The organism is Acinetobacter sp. SW-226, assembly GCF_055632855.1.
Genome location: NZ_CM145752.1, coordinates 868,410 through 885,807, shown reverse-complemented (window position 1 = coordinate 885,807; position 17,398 = coordinate 868,410). Strand labels below are relative to the sequence as shown.

The window sequence follows — 17,398 nt, the reverse complement described above, 5'->3', positions numbered from 1 at the left end:
TGCATGTCTTTTATGCGTGATCTTCCCCATTTTTAAAGTTTGATCTCCTATGCCATTCACCTTTAAAACAGTCTTTCGAATGTTCTTCGCACTGATTATTTTCTTAACAACTTTTGCGTTGTTTTTGACTTGTTTTGCTAAAGGCAAAGATATCTGGCAAGCAGATCAGAATTTTGCCGCAGCACAAACTTTTAAAATGAACTCTAGCCCTGAGCAAACTTTGGTTTTACTTTCAAATAATAAAGCCCCAGATGAGCATATTTATTTGCATGTGGCAAATCAAGGCTATATTGCTAAACTCAGTTGCGATCATTATTTAACTGACATTTGTGTGGATGACTACAACGAACAACATACCCGTCAAATTCAATCCATTGAACTTTTCAAAGCAGGTCCGTTTAATTATATCCAACAAGTCAGTTATCTCGACACTCGTACTCAGCAAATCAAAACGTTGCGTTACACAGCAGAGCAGATTCAACAATTTTACCGTGCCGATGTGAGTAACTTAAAGTATGTGATTTTTGGTGTATTGCTATTTGCACTCATCGCACTTTATGTGAGCGTGCGTGTTGCACGAAACTTTAAACAATTCTTAAACCGATAAAAATCCAATATATCGAAATAAAAAAAGGCGTTTAATCGCCTTTTTTATTACAAATAGCTTAAATTGCCTGATTAAAGGTATCACAACTGTTGAGCTGGCCAGATTTGAATCCTGTCTCAAACCATTTCATACGTTGCTGACTGGTTCCATGGGTAAAGCTATCTGGCACAACCTGACCAGTTGCACGCTTTTGCAAGTAATCATCGCCAATCTTATTTGCAGCATCCATGGCTTCTTCAATATCACCCTGTTCTAAGAACTGAGTACGTTGATTATTATGATGCGCCCAGACACCCGCTAAACAGTCAGCTTGTAACTCTTGGCGTACTGATAAAGCATTACCTTGAGTTTGTGAACCCTGCGCACGTGCCTGCTGCACCTGTTCAGAAATACCCAAAAGCGTCTGAATATGATGCCCGACTTCATGCGCGACGACATAAGCTTGAGCAAAGTCACCCGCTTGGTCTTGACGGTTCAGTTCGGTTTGGTTTTGTTCACCACCAATCCCCATCTGCGTACGCATATCTTTAAAGAAAGCGGTGTCCATATATACTTTTTGATCTGCAGGGCAGTAAAACGGTCCCATCGCAGATTGAGCAGTACCACAACCTGAATTCACCGCGCCAGAAAACATCACCAACTTCGGTGGGACATATTGCTGCCCTAACTGCTGTTGGAACACTTGGCTCCACGTGTCCTCGGTATCTGCCAGTACTGTCCCAACAAATTCAATAGCCTCTTGCTGGTCAGGTGTCGGATTCTCCAAACCTTGAGTTTCAGACGCTCCCGTTTGAGCCGTCACTTGCTTGGTGGCTTGATACGCCTGCTGTGGGTCGACGCCCAAAAACTTCCATGCCACAAATGCCACAATCAACCCTAAGATGCTGATCCCACCTGCTTTAACACCGCCACCACCGCGACGATCTTCTACATTACTACTGACTCGACGTCCCTTCCAACGCATAGCACGCTTCCTTTTTCTAATTCATGCCTAACTGATTCAGTTTATGCCTTTTTTGACGTCGGCCAAACTTTTTTAATCAAACTTACGATAGCTAAAACAATCAAACCCGCCACAAAACCAATCACCAGATTTATCAGTGTTGGTGTCAATGCACCTACGATGCTACCCACGGTTGGGATATGTTCAGCATAATCCACTGAACCTTCAGTGAAATGATGTAATAAAGGCACACCATGCGAAATGATGCCCCCCCCACCAAAAACATCGCGATCGTTCCCACAATGGTCAAAGTCTTCATCAACTTCGGTGCAAAAGCCAATAAACCACGACCAATACTTTGCTTCACAGAAGACGCCTGTTCAGTCAAATACAATCCCAAATCATCAATTTTGACAATCATTGCGACAAAACCATATACCCCTACTGTCATAATGATAGCAATTACGGATAGCACCATGACTTTGGTCGAAAAAGTAGCAGCAGCTACAGTTCCTAATGAAATTACCACAATTTCTGCCGACAAAATAAAGTCGGTACGAATCGCCCCTTTGACCTTATCTTTTTCAAAAGTTGCCAAATCCGTTTCAATCGCTGCTATTTCATGACTAGCTTCTTCTTCAGTTTTGGCTTTTTTATGATGCAGGCTGTGTAAAACTTTCTCCACCCCTTCATAGCATAGAAATAAACCACCAATCATAAGTAAAGGCGTGATCAACCACGGGGCAACCACACTAATCAACAGCGCAGCAGGGACTAAAATCAGTTTATTAATAAATGAGCCTTTGGCCACCGCCCAAACTACAGGCAACTCACGGTCAGTACGAACTCCACTCACCTGCTGCGCATTTAGAGCTAAGTCATCACCAAGAACCCCTGCTGTTTTCTTCGCTGCCATTTTACTCATGACAGCAACGTCATCTAATATCGTGGCAATATCGTCTAGTAATATTAATAAGCTACTCGCCATTTATTTTTATCCATCTTAAGAATTTTGACATTTTAATCTGTGATTTAGCCTTTTGAATATTTGTTTTTTGAAATTTGCCTGAATTTTATATTTTTTTCGCTCCCATTTTTTTAACACTGACATTCAAAAAGATTATGCCGTACAATGTCTGCATTCTTTGAAAATAGCATGTCGCTAAGACGACTTTGGAAATAAGTAATGAGTAATCAAGACAACCGTCCTGTGATTTTGACAGGCGACCGTCCAACGGGACAACTTCATTTAGGGCACTTTGTAGGATCTTTACGTTCTCGCGTAGGTTTACAGGATTCTCACCATCAGCATTTACTCTTAGCAGATGCGCAAGCTTTCACAGACAATGCTGATAACTTTGAAAAAGTACGCCGCAATATTATTGAAGTTGCTACTGATTACTTAGCCGTGGGTATTGACCCAACCAAAACCACCATTTGTGTGCAATCCAGCTTACCTGCACTGAATGAACTGACCATGTTGTATCTCAACTTTGTGACCGTATCTCGTTTAGAGCGTAACCCCACGATCAAATCTGAAATTCAGATGCGTGGTTTTGAGCGTGATATCCCAGCGGGTTTCCTATGCTACCCAGTTGCACAAGCAGCAGACATCACCGCATTTAAAGCAACGGTTGTACCTGTGGGTGAAGACCAGATTCCAATGATCGAACAGACCAATGAAATCGTGCGTCGTTTAAACCGCCAAATTGGTCAAGAATTACTTCCAGAGTGTAAAGCGCTACTTTCGAACGTAGGCCGTTTACCAGGCTTTGATGGCAAAGCCAAAATGTCTAAATCGTTGGGTAATACGATTGTGCTTGATGCATCAGATAAAGACATCAAAAAAGCAGTTAATGCAATGTACACTGACCCGAACCACTTACGTATTGAAGATCCAGGTCAAGTCGAAGGCAATATTGTATTTACTTATTTAGATGCTTTTGATCCAAACAAAGAAGAAGTTGAAGAACTCAAAGCACATTATCGTCGGGGTGGCTTAGGTGATGGTACTGTGAAAAAACGCCTTGAAGGCGTGTTGAAGGAACTGATTACCCCAATTCGTGAACGTCGTATGGAACTTGCAAAAGATCCTGATTACATCATGGATATTTTGAAAACAGGCACAGACAAATGTCGCGACATTACGCAACAAACTTTAGATGAAGTGAAATCTGGTTTAGGCGTATTTCACTTCTAAATTGATTCGCAATTAAAATACGTTTCAATGAGCAACTAAAAGCCTTTCTCTTTGAGAAAGGCTTTTTTTGAATGTAAAATAAGCTATTTTCAACTTAAAAGTGACATTTTACGTCGCTTGTTAACCTAAATTTACAGTACTTAACGTGAATACTCATGAAATAACCGTCCTCAGCGATTATTATAACTTCATAGCTTAGATTAACCTCTGAGATATAACATTTCTCCTTTTTACCGAAACTGTGTAACAACAGATTCGTAGTTCTACGCAATGAAAACCCCAATCATTGCGTATTTTTTTGTCTGAATTTTATAAAACAACATGCAAACTCTTGCCAATTTATGCTGTAACTCGCTTAGACATTCATTAATTTGGGTGCTATGCTAAAGTTCAGTTTTAATACAATTTTGTTTAAAAATTTATACTTAACAGACAACAGCATAAAAATAGAGAATCTTTCAAATGTGGGAATTATTTACTCACCCTTCTAATTTAATTTTTAGCATTTGTTTATGCCTCATGTTTCTATTGGGGCTTCTGGAACTGATTTTATTGGTTTTTGGTGGAGGTTCACAAGGTTTACTCGACCAATTCTTACCCGATGATCTCAGTACGTCTAAAGATGTTGATATTGCTTTAGATGCTGATCAGGGCTGGCTGAATGCTTTATTAGACTGGCTCTTTATCGGTCGTGTTCCTTTATTGGTCTGGCTGATTATCTTTCTGACTTTATATAGTTTAACTGGCTTTATTCTGCAATCCATAATTCAGAGCTTCACTGCCACATATTTCAGTGCATGGATTATCGCACCACTTTGTCTTGTCGTCTCGATGCCTTTCATTCGCTATAGTTCGATGCTGATTGCCAAGATTTTACCTCAAGATGAAACCACAGCCATTTATAGTGAAGAGTTGATTGGTCGCACAGCTTTGATTGTTTTGGGAGAAGCAAAAGTCAACTCGCCTGCGCAGGCACGCGTAAAAGACCAATTTGGACAAACCCACTATATTATGGTTGAACCCGAAGCTGATATTCATTTTTCACAAGGTCAAGAAGTCATTTTGACCCAAAAAACCCATATTGGCTTTAAGGCCATTTCCGTTTAGTCACTTTTTAATTCTTCATTTATAACTTTAAATAAAATCGAGATCATTATGCTCACAAACAATCTCTATAACATTCTTATTCTTGCAGGGATTATCTTTGCTGCCCTCGTCATTATCGGCATTATTATTGCCCGTTTATACCGTCGTTCAAGCAAAGAAATTTCTTTTGTTCGTACTGGTTTTGGTGGTGAAAAAGTCATTTTAGGTGGAGGTGCAATTGTACTACCAGTCCTGCATGAAATTATCCCTGTCAATATGAATACCCTGCGCTTAGAAGTTCGTCGTGCCGATGACCAAGCACTAATTACACGTGACCGTATGCGCGTCGACGTGATGGCAGAATTCTATGTTCGTGTAAAGCCTATGGCTGAGTCGATTGCAATTGCCGCGCAAACCTTGGGTCAAAAAACCATGTCGCCGAATGAGTTAAAAAACTTAGTCGAAGGTAAATTTGTGGACTCACTGCGTGCCGTTGCCGCAGAAATGGCGATGGAAGAGTTACATGAAAAACGTGTAGATTTCGTGCAAAAAGTACAACAAGTGGTGTCTGAAGACTTGCATAAAAACGGCTTAGAACTTGAAACTGTGTCTTTAACAGGTCTAGACCAAACAGGCTTTAAATATTTTAACCCGCAAAATGCCTTCGATGCTGAGGGTTTAACCAAGCTAACTGAAACCATTGAAGACCGCCGTCGTAAACGAAATCACATCGAGCAAGATGCTGACCTTGCCATTAAAACCAAAAACCTAGAAGCAGAACAAGCACGTTTGCAAATCTTACGCGAAGAAGAATACGCAAAACTACAACAAGAACGTGAAATTGCGGTTCGTCGTGCAGAACAACTGGCCGAGATTGCTTCTCAAGAAGCTGTGAAAAAACGTGAAGCAGAAGAGGCACGTATTGCAGCTGAACGTGAAGTTGAACTAAAACGCATCAGTGCTGCACGAGATGTAGAAAGTCAAAATATTCAAAAATCACAAATTATTGAACAAGCTCAGGTTGAACAGAAGAAAACTATTGAACTTGCAGAGCAGTCTCGTGCCATTGCAATTGCTGAAAAATCGCGTGAAGAATCCGAAGCCAAAGCCTCTGCTGACCGTGCTCGTGCTGAAGCGGTTAAAGCTGAAGAAGAAGTGATTACAGTCCGTGAAACACAACGTGCTGAGCGTCAAAAAGCTGTTGAATTGGTCGCTGCAAAACAAGCCGCTGAGAAAGATGCAATTGCGATTACCGTGGCTGCTGAAGCAGGTAAACAAGCCGCTGCAGATGATGCCGAAGCAGTTCGTATTGCAGCAGAAGCTCAAGCCGAGCAAGCTCGCTTAAAAGCTAAAGGTGAATCAGATGCCAAAATTCTTTTAGCGCAGGCGATGGAAAAACAATACCAAGTCGATGCCGATGGTACACGTGCAGTGAATGAAGCCAACAATGTACTGTCCCCTGAACAGGTGGAAATGCAAATTCGTTTGGCGCTATTGAAATACTTACCAGAAATCATTCGTGAAAGCGTTAAACCAATGGAAAACATTGATGACATTAAGATCTTACAAGTCAATGGCTTAGGAAATGTAGGCACAGTATCATCAACATCCGCAGATGGCACAGAACAATCCTCTGTAGCACTGTCCGATCAGGTGGTAAACAGTGCCCTACGCTATCGTACTCAAGCACCTTTGATTGATAGTTTAATGAATGAACTAGGGATTCAAGGCGGTGACATTAATGGCTTAACCCAAAGTTTAAAACCACAAAATGTAAAAAGTGCATAAATTTTCATATCTAAAAAACGCGACGATGGGTCGCGTTTTTTATTCCGTTATCACAGCTTTATCGCTTAAAAGAGGGAAACAGACATTTCAAAAAATCCACTAAACATCTGATTTAAATTCCAAAACGCCCTCATCCCTACTGAAATTAAAGCACTGTTTAGTCGAAACCTAACATCATATTTTTGATGTTTAAAGTCTCCTATACGGAGCCTATGCAAGCATTCTTATTGAGAATATGCTGGACCCTATTTGAGCTACACTCTGTATTCACACACAATCTTTAAAACAGTCGCACCCAAAAAATTCGTATCAACTGCCCGCGATCATAGGGAAAACTTGAAAGGTACTCATATCCAATTTTATTTCTTTTGTTAACCTTAATTTCAACACCATAACCAAATGAAATGCTAAGCGCATCCAAATCAGAACTGTGAAACTCTCCAGTCCCTAATTTATGGCTCAAACTATCTACATTGTAAGCTGTATAGTTAAATACTCGGATATACTCATTCTCATAAAAATCATTATTCATCAGTGTATAATTTTTTTCTTCTTCTTCATGTTGTTCCGCTAAGTCCTGATAATGATGAAAGATTTCATCGCCCATAAACTCAACCAAATAGACATCTTCATTTTCAGCATAGGCCGCATTAATCGGTAACCATAACAACAATAAAAAACGACAAAAGCACAAATGAATGGAATTCAACATCTATAATACTGTTCTACGAAAAATTAGTATATAAATAAAGAATATAACACAGCCATTCAATAAAATAGCGATCACAAGCAATACGAAATATCCATGACTTTGGCTTTAGCTGCAATCCTCACTGTTTTTGTTCAACAGCTTTAGCAGCTTATGGCCATACAATGGATTTCTTGCATCAGTCATTTTTTGAGCTGTATTGAAATCACAATGAAAGTTCCTTCTCCTTTGTAAAGGAAAGGGCTAGAGAGAGGATTTATGGGAAGAATCCGCCTTCATTCTAAGCTTTTCAACAAGAGAGAAGTGATGTTCAACACTTATTTTATTGCCAATGAATGATCATTTTTTAACTTTTGCAAGAGTTCTAATGCCTTGCGGTTTAATCTACCTACAAATTTAAGCTCACACAAGCATACATAAAAACGCCCCTCACGCTTGGCTTTTCGATTACAGTATTTATTCATACTCTGTTTTTCATGAAACACCATGGTTTATTTTTTAAAGCATAAAAAACTGAACATATTACTCACCTGTATAACCACACTGCCCCTGTTCGCATGTAATGTTATACATCAACCAACGCCTCCCGTTTTGATCAAAAACCACCCAATAGATACCATTGTTGCAGAGTATCAAGCACAAAATATTCAACTTTCTACCGCAACAAAAATTGATCAGATGCGCATTATGCATATTGATCTAGACTATGTTTTCGACCCCAATAAAAAACAGCAACAGCAAAATATTCAAACCTTGATTTCTCGCATTCAACAGATTCAGCCGAATACCATTTTTCTACAAGCTTTTGCCGATCCAGATGCTAATGGTTCAGCAGACCAAGTTTATTTTGAAAATAGACATATTCCAACGCGTGATAATTTATTCCCGCAAGTTTTGCGCGAAATTCGACAACAAACTCAGGTAAAGCAAGTCTATGCATGGCTTCCTCTCATCGCATGGGAATTTCCTCGACAAGACCAATTACAATATGTGGAAAATAGTCAAAAAGTGTCAAATACTTATATTCGTATCAGCCCCTTCGACCCTAAGAATATAAAATTGGTTACTGAGATATTCAATGATTTTATAAGCAGAAATAAAGTCGACGGCATTTTGTACCATGACGACATAACCCTTAATGATCATGAAGATGTATCTATCGTAGCCGAAAAAATGTATGGGGCATGGGGATTTAAAGACCTATCTATACTTCGTGATCCAAAGCACCCTGAACAGTTTAAATTTGCACAGTTTAAAACTGCTTATTTGGACCAGTTTGCAGCGGGCTTAAGCCGAGTTTTAAGAAAACAGCAGCCGAATTTACTCACCGCTCGTAACATGTATGCACCAGTTGTGCTCAATCCAAAGAGCGAACAGTGGTTTAGTCAATCCCAAGCCAGTACCCTAGCCTATTATGACTATAATGCAATTATGGCGATGCCTTATATGGAGGACAGTCCGAATCATCGTCAATTTTACTTGAACCTGATTGCTCAGGCTAAAAAATACGACCCAAACTTGGATCGTACTATTTTTGAACTTCAAGCCATCAACTGGAAAAATAATCAGAAAATTTCCAGCGCTGAGCTCGCTGAAACCATGCAGTTACTTAAACAACACGGCGTTAAGCATTTTGGTTATTATCCAGATGATTTTGTACAACAACATCCACACGCAGCGGCTTTGAATCCAGTGTTTTCGCCTGATCATTTAGATCATAAGTAGTCAGTTCACCATCCTCACTGTAGTGTAAGGTAATGTTGTCTGCATATTGCAAACGTTTAATATCTGTCGTGCTGACACGAAAACTATGCGCAAGTTCAGATGGCATGACATTGCTCGGAAATAAGCGCTTTTCATTATTATGAAACCGATACCAATTATAACTCGCCCAAATAAACAGACACAGAATGAAAAACGTAATCAACCCTGTTAAATGAAACAGATTCAAGGGCTTCCGTGGCATTTCTGCCACAATCAATTGCTCATAAACCAAGCTTCCTTCAAATAACCAAAACAGAACTGTGAGTAATGGTAAAAACAACCACATCCACGTGATCCACCCAAGCGCCAACAGACTATAACCTGCTGTTTTATTTCGAACATATTCTGGTCGGTCTATATAGCTAGGGATGTCTAGTAAGTTTTCATCAGTAATTATTTTAAAGTTTTCAGTTTTTTGCATCTTTGGTCTCTCCTCTAAAACCACGGTCTGGACTCACCCATCGAGCACGCTTTTGCGTTTTCAATAAGGTTTTCGGTACAGAAACAACCGTTGTCATCATGGTTAACAGCCAAAAGAACAGTGGATACCAAATCACCCAAAAATAATTTCTCAAAATACGACCACGATCATATCGGTTATCAATCATCAAACTGACAAAGAACTGAATAAGGCAGGTAACCCCTAAAATTACCCCATACCACTGCGGGATAAAGGACTGAATCGCCCACTCACCAGGTAATGGAAAAAACAAACCGTAGAGATATAAAATAATGATACCGAACATCACATAGGCCCAGAGGATACTGATCATAGACTCAATCGCGACTGGCCACATACGGCGTAAACGCCAGTTAAACATTTGTTTGCTATAGGCCAATAAGACCTCTATTCCACCTTGCGCCCAACGTAAACGTTGCTTCCATAAGCCGATAAAGGTCTCTGGCATATAAATATAGCCGAGTGCATTTGGCACATAGTGCAGATCCCAATGGTCAAATTGCAAACGCCATGACACATCAATATCTTCAGTAATCATGTCGTCACGCCAGTATCCAATACGATCCAAAGCAGTTTTACGGAATCCGACCAATACCCCAGACACTGTAAAGATCCGACCATAAGTCCGTTGTGAACGTTTAATGAGACCAATAATAGATGAGAACTCACCGACCTGAATTTTGCCTAAAATACTTGAACGGTTGATAATTCGAGGGTTCCCCGTCACAGCCCCCACACGTGGAAATCGTGTTAAATGGTGCATCATCCATAGCACAGCATGTGGGTGCAATAAAGCGTCACCATCTATACAAATCAGATATTCATGCTGACTGACCATAGCTCCCGCTTTTAGTGCATAAGCTTTTCCTTGGTTTTCAGCCAGATGCACCACACGTAAACGTGAGTAGGTTTGCTGTAACTCATCTAGAATTTCAGCGGTTTTATCGCTACTGCCATCATTAATCGCAATCACTTCAAAGTCAGGATATTGCGTTTGCATGGCGTATTTAATGGTTTCTCGAACTTGATCTTCTTCATTGAAACAAGGAATCAAAATACTACAGGCATGCTCACTTGGTTGTGGAACATCATTCTCCCGATATTCACGTTTTAAATAGAACCATATTCCGCCTGCAATCCATAGCCAAGCCATAAAGAGTGGATATAAAAATGCAAAACCAAAATAGTAGTCGCTAAATCTTAAATTAAATAACCATTGCATTATTTTTTCTCCAAAACTTTTTGAGTAAATGGATCGCGGTAATTCAATGGGCTGCTATTTAAACTCAGCTCAGGGTAAAAATTTTGATGAATCACCTTCGCAAGATTAAAGCTGTAATTATTTACACCTACTTTTTGAATCGCTAAACTTCTCAGTTGTTGATAACTCTTTTTGAGCTGTTTTACCTGTTGGGTGCTAAGCGGAGTTGGGACATTAAAGCTCGCAATCAAATACTGCTGCTCTTTTTCATTCAAAGTTTTAAGTTGTTTAACAAAGGCATTAAATACCTCTGGTTGTTGGATAGGATCTAGCTCAACATAAAGAAAATCTGCATACTCTAAGGTATAGTCTAATAAAGGCTTTAAACCATCTAACTGGGTTTGTTCTAAATTAACTTTCAGCGCTGTTTGGTAATTATTACTGATATTGGCATAGTACTTTGCCTGCTCCTTGGTTCGCTCTTTGATTTTGAAGACGCGATTTACTTGAGCTTCGCAATTAGGAGTCCATTTTTGCTGACCAATCGCGCAGTCTAGCATCGAACCCGTATCCAACATTAACCCTTCAATCGAGCTATTATTCTTTACCAAGTCAGCCGTCAACATCGCAAGGTCTACATTCTGTTCAGTTTCCAAGCTGATTGGGAGCTCGGCATAAACACGGTTAGCAATACGTGTTCGTGACTGCCATACCACACGATTCAGCATATCTTGCTGCATTTTCAACTGCCGATTGGGGAAATATGCAGCATCAATTTTTCCATCACCGTTGCTATCTGACACGGCTTTAAGAATCAAGGTATTGGTTTTTAAACCGTCGACACGATCCAATAACTGTCCGAGTTTCTGATTAAACTGCTCATTATCGGCCGATTGCATTTCTGCTAAATCAAAACGCAAAAAACTCTTCCGCTGCTTATAAGGTGCTCGGACATAATTCAAAAACTCCAACATTTCCTGATTAATCATTTCAGGTGTTGGGTTATCCATAATCAAAGCACGTTGATATGTTTTTACCGAGTCTGCCAGGGGTGCAACACTACCTAAACTAAAAGACATCGGTAAGCCTGCTTTAGCTGCCAATTCTTCACTTTCCGCAGTGACTGCACCATAAGGCCAGAAAATAGCGCGACTATTTATAGCCAGCTCACGATCTAATACCTGTTTTGATTTTTTTAAGTCGGCAACCACTCGACTGCGATATTCAGCCTCTGTTTCATAAGTTTTTTGTTTTTCAAAATATTGACGAGTAATGGCTGCTGGTTCCATATTTTGTTGTGGGTTCGCCAAAATGCCACGGTGTAAATTATCAGAGTGAGATACAAATTCAGCATAACCTGATGCAGCCATTTCACGCATTTGTGGCCATGTCATTAAGTTGCCTACACCGTATGCCTCATAGGCATCTTTGGTATTACCATTAATCCAGCTGGTTGGTATTGCAAATACTGCTGGCGTTTTATACTGCTTTAACAGTGGAAAAACCCGGTTATAACTACTCAATGCCCCATCATCAAAAGTTAATAGTAAAGCCTTGTTAGGTAATATTTTTTTCCCCTGCCTTGCCAGCCAAATATCTTCTAGACGAATCGGCTGCCATCCTTCACGCTGTATCCATTCTAGATACTGCGCCAAATTTTTGGTGCTAATCGCGTACACATCACGATCACCACTTTTTGCAACATCATCCCGTACATCATGAAAAGTTAAAGTCACAAACTGATTATCTTGTAATTTAATTTGTTTAGGTTTTTGCAATTCTGCATATGAAAGGTTTGGAACAACAAGTGTTCCCGTTAAACTCATTGCGATTAATATATTGATGAATTTTTTCATTAGAAGCGCCCCTCAAAGCCAATCACCCCATAAGTACGTTTCTCAGAATCACCATCATAAGGATGGATTCCCCAACCTATGCCGTAATTGAGCTTCCATGTTCTCGACAGTTGCCAATCATGTTGGTAATAAATGTTATAAATTGCTTCTGCCGAATAGTCTTTTTGCTTATACGTCCCTACACTTGCTTCAAAGTGCTGACTAAAATGGCGATCATAATGACGCCATGTCATCCACTCATGCTCTAAGCCGACTTCTAAACTGTAATTCGACTCAGGATTAAAATAATCCACGCGGACATCATCATTTTGACCGTAATAGCCCCGTAAAATGGCTTGCGTAATATGATGTGGTGCTTGATAAATCTGTTGCCTAAAATAGGCAGCCACTTCCTGGCGCGTATTGTTATCATCAATATCCGTCAGTTGATAAGTTGCCCCTGCCTTACGGGACTCATTCTGCTGCCAGTCAAAACCCAAGCTGTAAGACTGTCCTTCATCACCATTGCGTATAGCTTGTAAGGGAATATCGGCTTGGCTGTTATAAGCCAAATGATAGTTCCAATGATCATTCAACCACTGTGACCATTGTAGTTCAGCACCTAGACGATCTCCGTTTGTAGTCTGCGATAATGCAATACTTGCTGATTTTCGTTTTGATGCCCATTCAAGTCCAAGTCCAATCCGATTATCTTTCACCTTCCCGTCATCAAACTCAGACCAACGATAGTCCTGCATAGCATAAGCACGATAGTTATCATAAAACCAAGGGCTATTCAGACGCGTTTGATGCTCGCGCTCACGCGAACCTTTTAACTGCCCAAGTAAGTCACGACTGTCAGATTTGCTTTTTGAAAGCATACTTTGGTGCTGAATAGTTGGTCGATTACGGTCATTCAACTCTTTCTGGCTAAGTCGAACCCCTGTATCTAAAGGTGAGCGTTGCATTAAATCTGCATTCTGAGCACGCCAAGCCTGAATATTTCCAAGAGCTTGATTATTTTGCATATGGTTAATACGCGTTGCCTGATCAATCGGCTCTACCCCTTGTAGTTGGGATAAGTTACTTTCAGATAGTTTTGGTTTTTCTCGCCAACGCTGAATTAAAGCAAGATTGTTTTGATAACTCACATTATTAGGTGCTTGTGCCACCAACTGCTCAAAATAATGTTCAGCTTTGGCATGTTCGTTACGATAGGCATAGTTCAGACCTTTTAAACCCAAATATTCAAAACGGTCATCGTGTGTTGTTCTATTTACACCTTTTGCATTGCTGTATTTAAAAGTCGGTAATAAATGATCCATCTGAACAATCAACTGATCAGCTTGCTTAAACTTTTCTTGTTCAATCAGAGAATAATACAAACCTGCATAGACGTCGTAATTAGGATAATTTTTTTCTAATAGTAAACTGCGATAATACACTTCCGCTTGCTTAGGCTGACGCAATCTCAAATAACTGTCTGCCGCAGCATGACGTACATAAGCAGGCATATCCGCAATTGGCAAATTCACTTTTTTTAATTCAGCTAAAACCTCATGAGATGCTTGTCGTGCATTTAAAGCATAGCTGTAGTCATAATAAAACTTGCGACGAAGCGCCTGATCTTCGGATAACTCAGTTTCATAACGCTGCATTGCCGCAATCACTTGATCAAGCTTGTTATAGGCTTGCATACCTTGATCACGATAGGTCAACATACGCTGGGACTGAATTGCATTTTGGATACGTTGAGAAAACTCATTAAGCTTTACACTATGACGCAAGTTTGGACGTAATTCATTTAAACCATGACTTTGAATATATTCCTCAGCTTCAACATAAGCACTATTCATCATCAGGGCTAAAACATATTGCTCTTGTAGATCAGGATTGACCTGTTGGTTCAGTGCTGCCTCTGAGCTTTCCAATGCTTCAACCGGCATACTCAGAACGCGGTAGGCATATGACATTTGTGCTAAATAGTCAGGGCTGAGCTGTTCTGTTTTGACTTGTGCCAGTAATTTTTTTGCTTGAACCGTTTGTCCAGCCTCTGCATTTAATACAACTTGCCACACTAACCATTGCTGTTGTTTACTCTGTTGGTAAAACATTTCAGCCCAGTTTGCAGCGGTATTGAACTGTCTTAAATCACGCTGAGCCTTCACAACACTTAACCATGCATATTCAGGAAAACGTTGAACACTAATATCTTGTAAATGGGCTAGATCTGATGCAGTTACTTTCTGATGCGCATAGGCACTGACCATATAGTCTGCAATGAGCTTTTGATTTTGTGGTTGTTGTGCCAATAAAGCCCTTAACCGTTCGAGACCTTGATCAACTTGACCTGATCGAATCAAAACAACACTCTCTTCTCGGAGTTGATCAATGTTATCTGCTGCTTGCAAAAGTGTTACAGGGCAAGTGCTAGCTAAAATACAAATCATCCATATTGGCTTTTTATAATTCATATACTTTTCACACTATGTAAATAAAGATCACCACATAATTAAATTATGTGACTTCAATCACATTGTATTTTCGTAGTAAGTGAAATCCAACCAATTTTCGTCATGAAAAATGTAAGAAAAACGGAGATTTTTTACGGGACTCTATTAGATATGTCTATGAAATAATAAAAAAATCCCCAATTTTGGGGATTCTCTAAAGCTTTAAGTCTGTGCTTAAGCCAAACCTTTCTCTTTAAGTACTTGTAACATTGTAGAGCCTAATTCTGCGGGACTACGCGTGTAAGCCATTCCTGCTTTTTCAAATGCCGCGAATTTTTCTTCAGCAGTCCCTTTACCCCCCGAAATAATTGCTCCAGCATGTCCCATACGTTTGCCCTTCGGCGCTGTTACACCTGCGATATAACCAACGACAGGTTTAGTCACATGAGACTGAATATATTCAGCTGCTTCTTCTTCAGCAGTACCACCAATCTCACCAATCATGATAATCGCTTCAGTTTGCGGATCGTCTTGGAACAGTTTCAAACAATCAATTTGGTTCATCCCTGGAATTGGATCACCACCAATACCGATACAAGTTGATTGCCCTAAACCCAGTTTGGTCGTTTGTGCAACCGCTTCATAGGTCAAGGTACCAGAACGTGAGATAATCCCAATTTTACCGGGTTGGTGAATATGACCTGGCATAATCCCGATTTTACATTCACCTGGTGTGATAATGCCTGGACAGTTTGGACCAATCAAACGCGTACCATTACCATTGGTTTCAAGATAACGCTTAGCTTTGAGCATATCTAAAGTTGGCACACCTTCGGTAATCACCACAATCAGTCCAACACCTGAGTCCACTGCTTCAATAATTGAATCCAAGACAAACGGAGCTGGGACATAAATCACAGTTGCATCTGCACCTGTACCAGCAACTGCATCTTTCATCGTGTTAAATACAGGTAAATCAAGGTGCGTTGTGCCACCTTTACCAGGTGTTACGCCACCAACAACTTTTGTTCCATAATCCAGCGCTTGTGCTGAGTGAAAAGTACCATTTTTACCTGTAAAACCTTGTACCAATACTTTGGTGTCTTTATTAATTAATACGCTCATATTGATACTCCTTACGCTTTTACTGCAGCAACGATTTTTTCTGCGGCATCTGACAAACCATTTGCAGAAATAAGTTTTAAACCTGATTCATCAAGTAATTTGGCACCCAATTCAGCATTGTTCCCTTCTAAACGAACAACCACAGGCACAGTTACATTTACTTCTTGAACCGCTGCAATAATCGCTTCAGCAATCATGTCACAACGTACAATTCCACCGAAGATATTAATCAACACCCCTTGCACAGAGGTATCTGCCAAAATAATTTTAAACGCTTCAATGACACGGTCTTTGGTTGCACCACCACCCACATCTAGGAAGTTCGCAGGTTGCCCCCCGTAAAGTTTAATAATGTCCATAGTGGCCATCGCAAGGCCTGCACCATTGACCATACACCCAATGTTGCCTTCAAGTGCAACGTAGTTCAGGTCAAATTCAGATGCTTTTAACTCACGTTCATTTTCCTGCGATTTATCTCGTAGCGCCGCAATTTCAGGCAAACGATATAAAGCATTTGAGTCAATTCCAACTTTGGCATCTACACATAAAATATCGCCATTTTCACGTACTGAAAGTGGGTTAATTTCAAAAAGAGCAAAGTCATTTTCAATGAAGGCTTGATATGCCGCAGACATCACTTTAACGAATTGATTTACTTGTCCATCCTTCAAATTCAACTTAAATGCAACTTCACGTGCTTGGAAAGGCTGTAAGCCAACCAAAGGATCAACTTCTACTTTGATAATTTTTTCTGGGGTTTCTTCTGCAACTTTTTCAATTTCAACACCACCTTCAGTCGATGCCATGAAAGTCACACGACGGCTTGAGCGGTCAACCACAGCGCCTAAATACAGTTCACGCTCTACAGGATAAACATCTTCCGCGACAAGCACACTGTTGACAGGTTGACCATGGCTATCTGTTTGATAGGTAACGAGGTTGGTCCCGATGATGCTCTTTGCATATTCTGCAGCTTCTGTTGCTGACTTAACAACTTTTACACCACCTGCCTTACCACGGCCGCCTGCATGCACTTGTGCCTTCATTACAGCAAACTTGCCGCCCATTTGTTCAAAGGCTTGAACTGCTTCTTGTGGAGTGGTTGCAAGTACGCCTTCTTGGACTGGCATACCATACTTTTTTAATAGCGCTTTAGCTTGATATTCATGTAAATTCATCGACTAACCTTTTTATTACTACTTATTTACTTTTTGTTGCACCGAAGCT

At 40.2% G+C, this 17,398-nt stretch carries 13 protein-coding genes and 1 pseudogene; 5 read left to right on the top strand and 9 right to left on the bottom strand.

Features of this window, described 5'->3' with window-relative positions:
• The first annotated feature begins 49 nt into the window (after positions 1-49).
• A complete protein-coding gene (locus ACZ8ZH_RS04200; protein WP_119063145.1) occupies positions 50-607 on the top strand; it encodes a hypothetical protein in 558 nt (185 codons plus the stop codon).
• Positions 608-665: 58 nt separating this feature from the next.
• On the opposite strand, the gene ypfJ is transcribed toward ACZ8ZH_RS04200, so the two are convergent.
• Both ypfJ and ACZ8ZH_RS04190 read right to left on the bottom strand, forming a co-directional pair.
• Positions 666-1,571: a KPN_02809 family neutral zinc metallopeptidase gene (gene ypfJ / locus ACZ8ZH_RS04195; RefSeq protein WP_119063146.1), complete on the bottom strand. Its 906-nt coding sequence runs from the start codon at positions 1,569-1,571 to the stop codon at positions 666-668.
• A 41-nt stretch (positions 1,572-1,612) separates the two neighbouring features.
• A pseudogene (locus tag ACZ8ZH_RS04190) lies at positions 1,613-2,538 on the bottom strand (DUF808 domain-containing protein).
• A gap of 198 nt (positions 2,539-2,736) precedes the next feature.
• Between ACZ8ZH_RS04190 and trpS the strand changes: the two are divergent.
• The 3 genes from trpS (at position 2,737) to ACZ8ZH_RS04175 (ending at position 6,624) form a co-directional block, all read left to right on the top strand.
• Entirely contained in the window at positions 2,737-3,750 is a 1,014-nt protein-coding gene (gene trpS / locus ACZ8ZH_RS04185) for a tryptophan--tRNA ligase (RefSeq protein WP_086208070.1), read from the top strand.
• 462 nt (positions 3,751-4,212) lie between these two features.
• Positions 4,213-4,857, top strand: a complete 645-nt coding sequence (locus ACZ8ZH_RS04180) for a YqiJ family protein (protein ID WP_119063147.1) — start codon at positions 4,213-4,215, stop codon at positions 4,855-4,857.
• Between the two features lie 48 nt (positions 4,858-4,905).
• Entirely contained in the window at positions 4,906-6,624 is a 1,719-nt protein-coding gene (locus tag ACZ8ZH_RS04175; RefSeq protein WP_110974361.1) for a flotillin family protein, read from the top strand.
• 280 nt (positions 6,625-6,904) lie between these two features.
• Here the strand turns inward: ACZ8ZH_RS04175 and ACZ8ZH_RS04170 are convergent, their stop codons facing one another.
• Positions 6,905-7,336, bottom strand: a complete 432-nt coding sequence (locus tag ACZ8ZH_RS04170; protein ID WP_119063148.1) for a hypothetical protein — start codon at positions 7,334-7,336, stop codon at positions 6,905-6,907.
• A 588-nt stretch (positions 7,337-7,924) separates the two neighbouring features.
• On the opposite strand from ACZ8ZH_RS04170, the gene pgaB (ACZ8ZH_RS04165) reads away from it, so the two are divergent.
• Complete coding sequence (pgaB, locus tag ACZ8ZH_RS04165; RefSeq protein ID WP_228199386.1) at positions 7,925-9,058, top strand: poly-beta-1,6-N-acetyl-D-glucosamine N-deacetylase PgaB; 1,134 nt, start codon at positions 7,925-7,927, stop codon at positions 9,056-9,058.
• Here pgaB (ACZ8ZH_RS04165) and pgaD read toward each other — a convergent pair.
• The 6 genes from pgaD to sucC all read right to left on the bottom strand — a co-directional run bounded on the left by pgaD (position 8,958) and on the right by sucC (position 17,349).
• Positions 8,958-9,518 carry a poly-beta-1,6-N-acetyl-D-glucosamine biosynthesis protein PgaD gene (pgaD, locus tag ACZ8ZH_RS04160; RefSeq protein WP_086208074.1) on the bottom strand — a complete coding sequence of 187 codons (561 nt, stop codon included), beginning with the start codon at positions 9,516-9,518 and terminating at the stop codon, positions 8,958-8,960. The genes pgaB (ACZ8ZH_RS04165) and pgaD overlap by 101 nt on opposite strands.
• The gene (pgaC, locus tag ACZ8ZH_RS04155; protein WP_086208075.1) at positions 9,505-10,779 is read right to left on the bottom strand and encodes a poly-beta-1,6-N-acetyl-D-glucosamine synthase; all 1,275 of its coding nucleotides are present in this window, start codon (positions 10,777-10,779) and stop codon (positions 9,505-9,507) included. Before pgaC ends, pgaD begins: the two co-directional genes overlap by 14 nt.
• A complete protein-coding gene (gene pgaB, locus ACZ8ZH_RS04150) occupies positions 10,779-12,614 on the bottom strand; it encodes a poly-beta-1,6-N-acetyl-D-glucosamine N-deacetylase PgaB (protein WP_119063150.1) in 1,836 nt (611 codons plus the stop codon). Before pgaB (ACZ8ZH_RS04150) ends, pgaC begins: the two co-directional genes overlap by 1 nt.
• Positions 12,614-15,067 carry a poly-beta-1,6 N-acetyl-D-glucosamine export porin PgaA gene (pgaA, locus tag ACZ8ZH_RS04145; protein ID WP_119063151.1) on the bottom strand — a complete coding sequence of 818 codons (2,454 nt, stop codon included), beginning with the start codon at positions 15,065-15,067 and terminating at the stop codon, positions 12,614-12,616. The genes pgaB (ACZ8ZH_RS04150) and pgaA overlap by 1 nt, the downstream gene beginning before the upstream one ends.
• A gap of 213 nt (positions 15,068-15,280) precedes the next feature.
• Positions 15,281-16,171, bottom strand: a complete 891-nt coding sequence (gene sucD, locus ACZ8ZH_RS04140) for a succinate--CoA ligase subunit alpha (RefSeq protein WP_086208078.1) — start codon at positions 16,169-16,171, stop codon at positions 15,281-15,283.
• An 11-nt stretch (positions 16,172-16,182) separates the two neighbouring features.
• Positions 16,183-17,349, bottom strand: coding sequence for an ADP-forming succinate--CoA ligase subunit beta (gene sucC, locus ACZ8ZH_RS04135; protein ID WP_110974368.1), 1,167 nt, complete (start codon positions 17,347-17,349; stop codon positions 16,183-16,185).
• Positions 17,350-17,398: the final 49 nt, after the last annotated feature.

Bases quoted from the DNA above. Each gene is read 5' to 3' on its own strand.
- ACZ8ZH_RS04175 (WP_110974361.1), top strand. From the start codon at position 4,906: ATGCTCACAAACAATCTCTATAACATTCTTATTCTTGCAGGGATTATC.
- pgaD (WP_086208074.1), bottom strand. From the start codon at position 9,518: ATGCAAAAAACTGAAAACTTTAAAATAATTACTGATGAAAACTTACTA.
- pgaA (WP_119063151.1), bottom strand. From the start codon at position 15,067: ATGAATTATAAAAAGCCAATATGGATGATTTGTATTTTAGCTAGCACT.
- trpS (WP_086208070.1), top strand. From the start codon at position 2,737: ATGAGTAATCAAGACAACCGTCCTGTGATTTTGACAGGCGACCGTCCA.
- pgaC (WP_086208075.1), bottom strand. From the start codon at position 10,779: ATGCAATGGTTATTTAATTTAAGATTTAGCGACTACTATTTTGGTTTT.
- ypfJ (WP_119063146.1), bottom strand. From the start codon at position 1,571: ATGCGTTGGAAGGGACGTCGAGTCAGTAGTAATGTAGAAGATCGTCGC.
- sucD (WP_086208078.1), bottom strand. From the start codon at position 16,171: ATGAGCGTATTAATTAATAAAGACACCAAAGTATTGGTACAAGGTTTT.
- ACZ8ZH_RS04200 (WP_119063145.1), top strand. From the start codon at position 50: ATGCCATTCACCTTTAAAACAGTCTTTCGAATGTTCTTCGCACTGATT.
- ACZ8ZH_RS04180 (WP_119063147.1), top strand. From the start codon at position 4,213: ATGTGGGAATTATTTACTCACCCTTCTAATTTAATTTTTAGCATTTGT.
- pgaB (WP_119063150.1), bottom strand. From the start codon at position 12,614: ATGAAAAAATTCATCAATATATTAATCGCAATGAGTTTAACGGGAACA.
- ACZ8ZH_RS04170 (WP_119063148.1), bottom strand. From the start codon at position 7,336: ATGTTGAATTCCATTCATTTGTGCTTTTGTCGTTTTTTATTGTTGTTA.
- sucC (WP_110974368.1), bottom strand. From the start codon at position 17,349: ATGAATTTACATGAATATCAAGCTAAAGCGCTATTAAAAAAGTATGGT.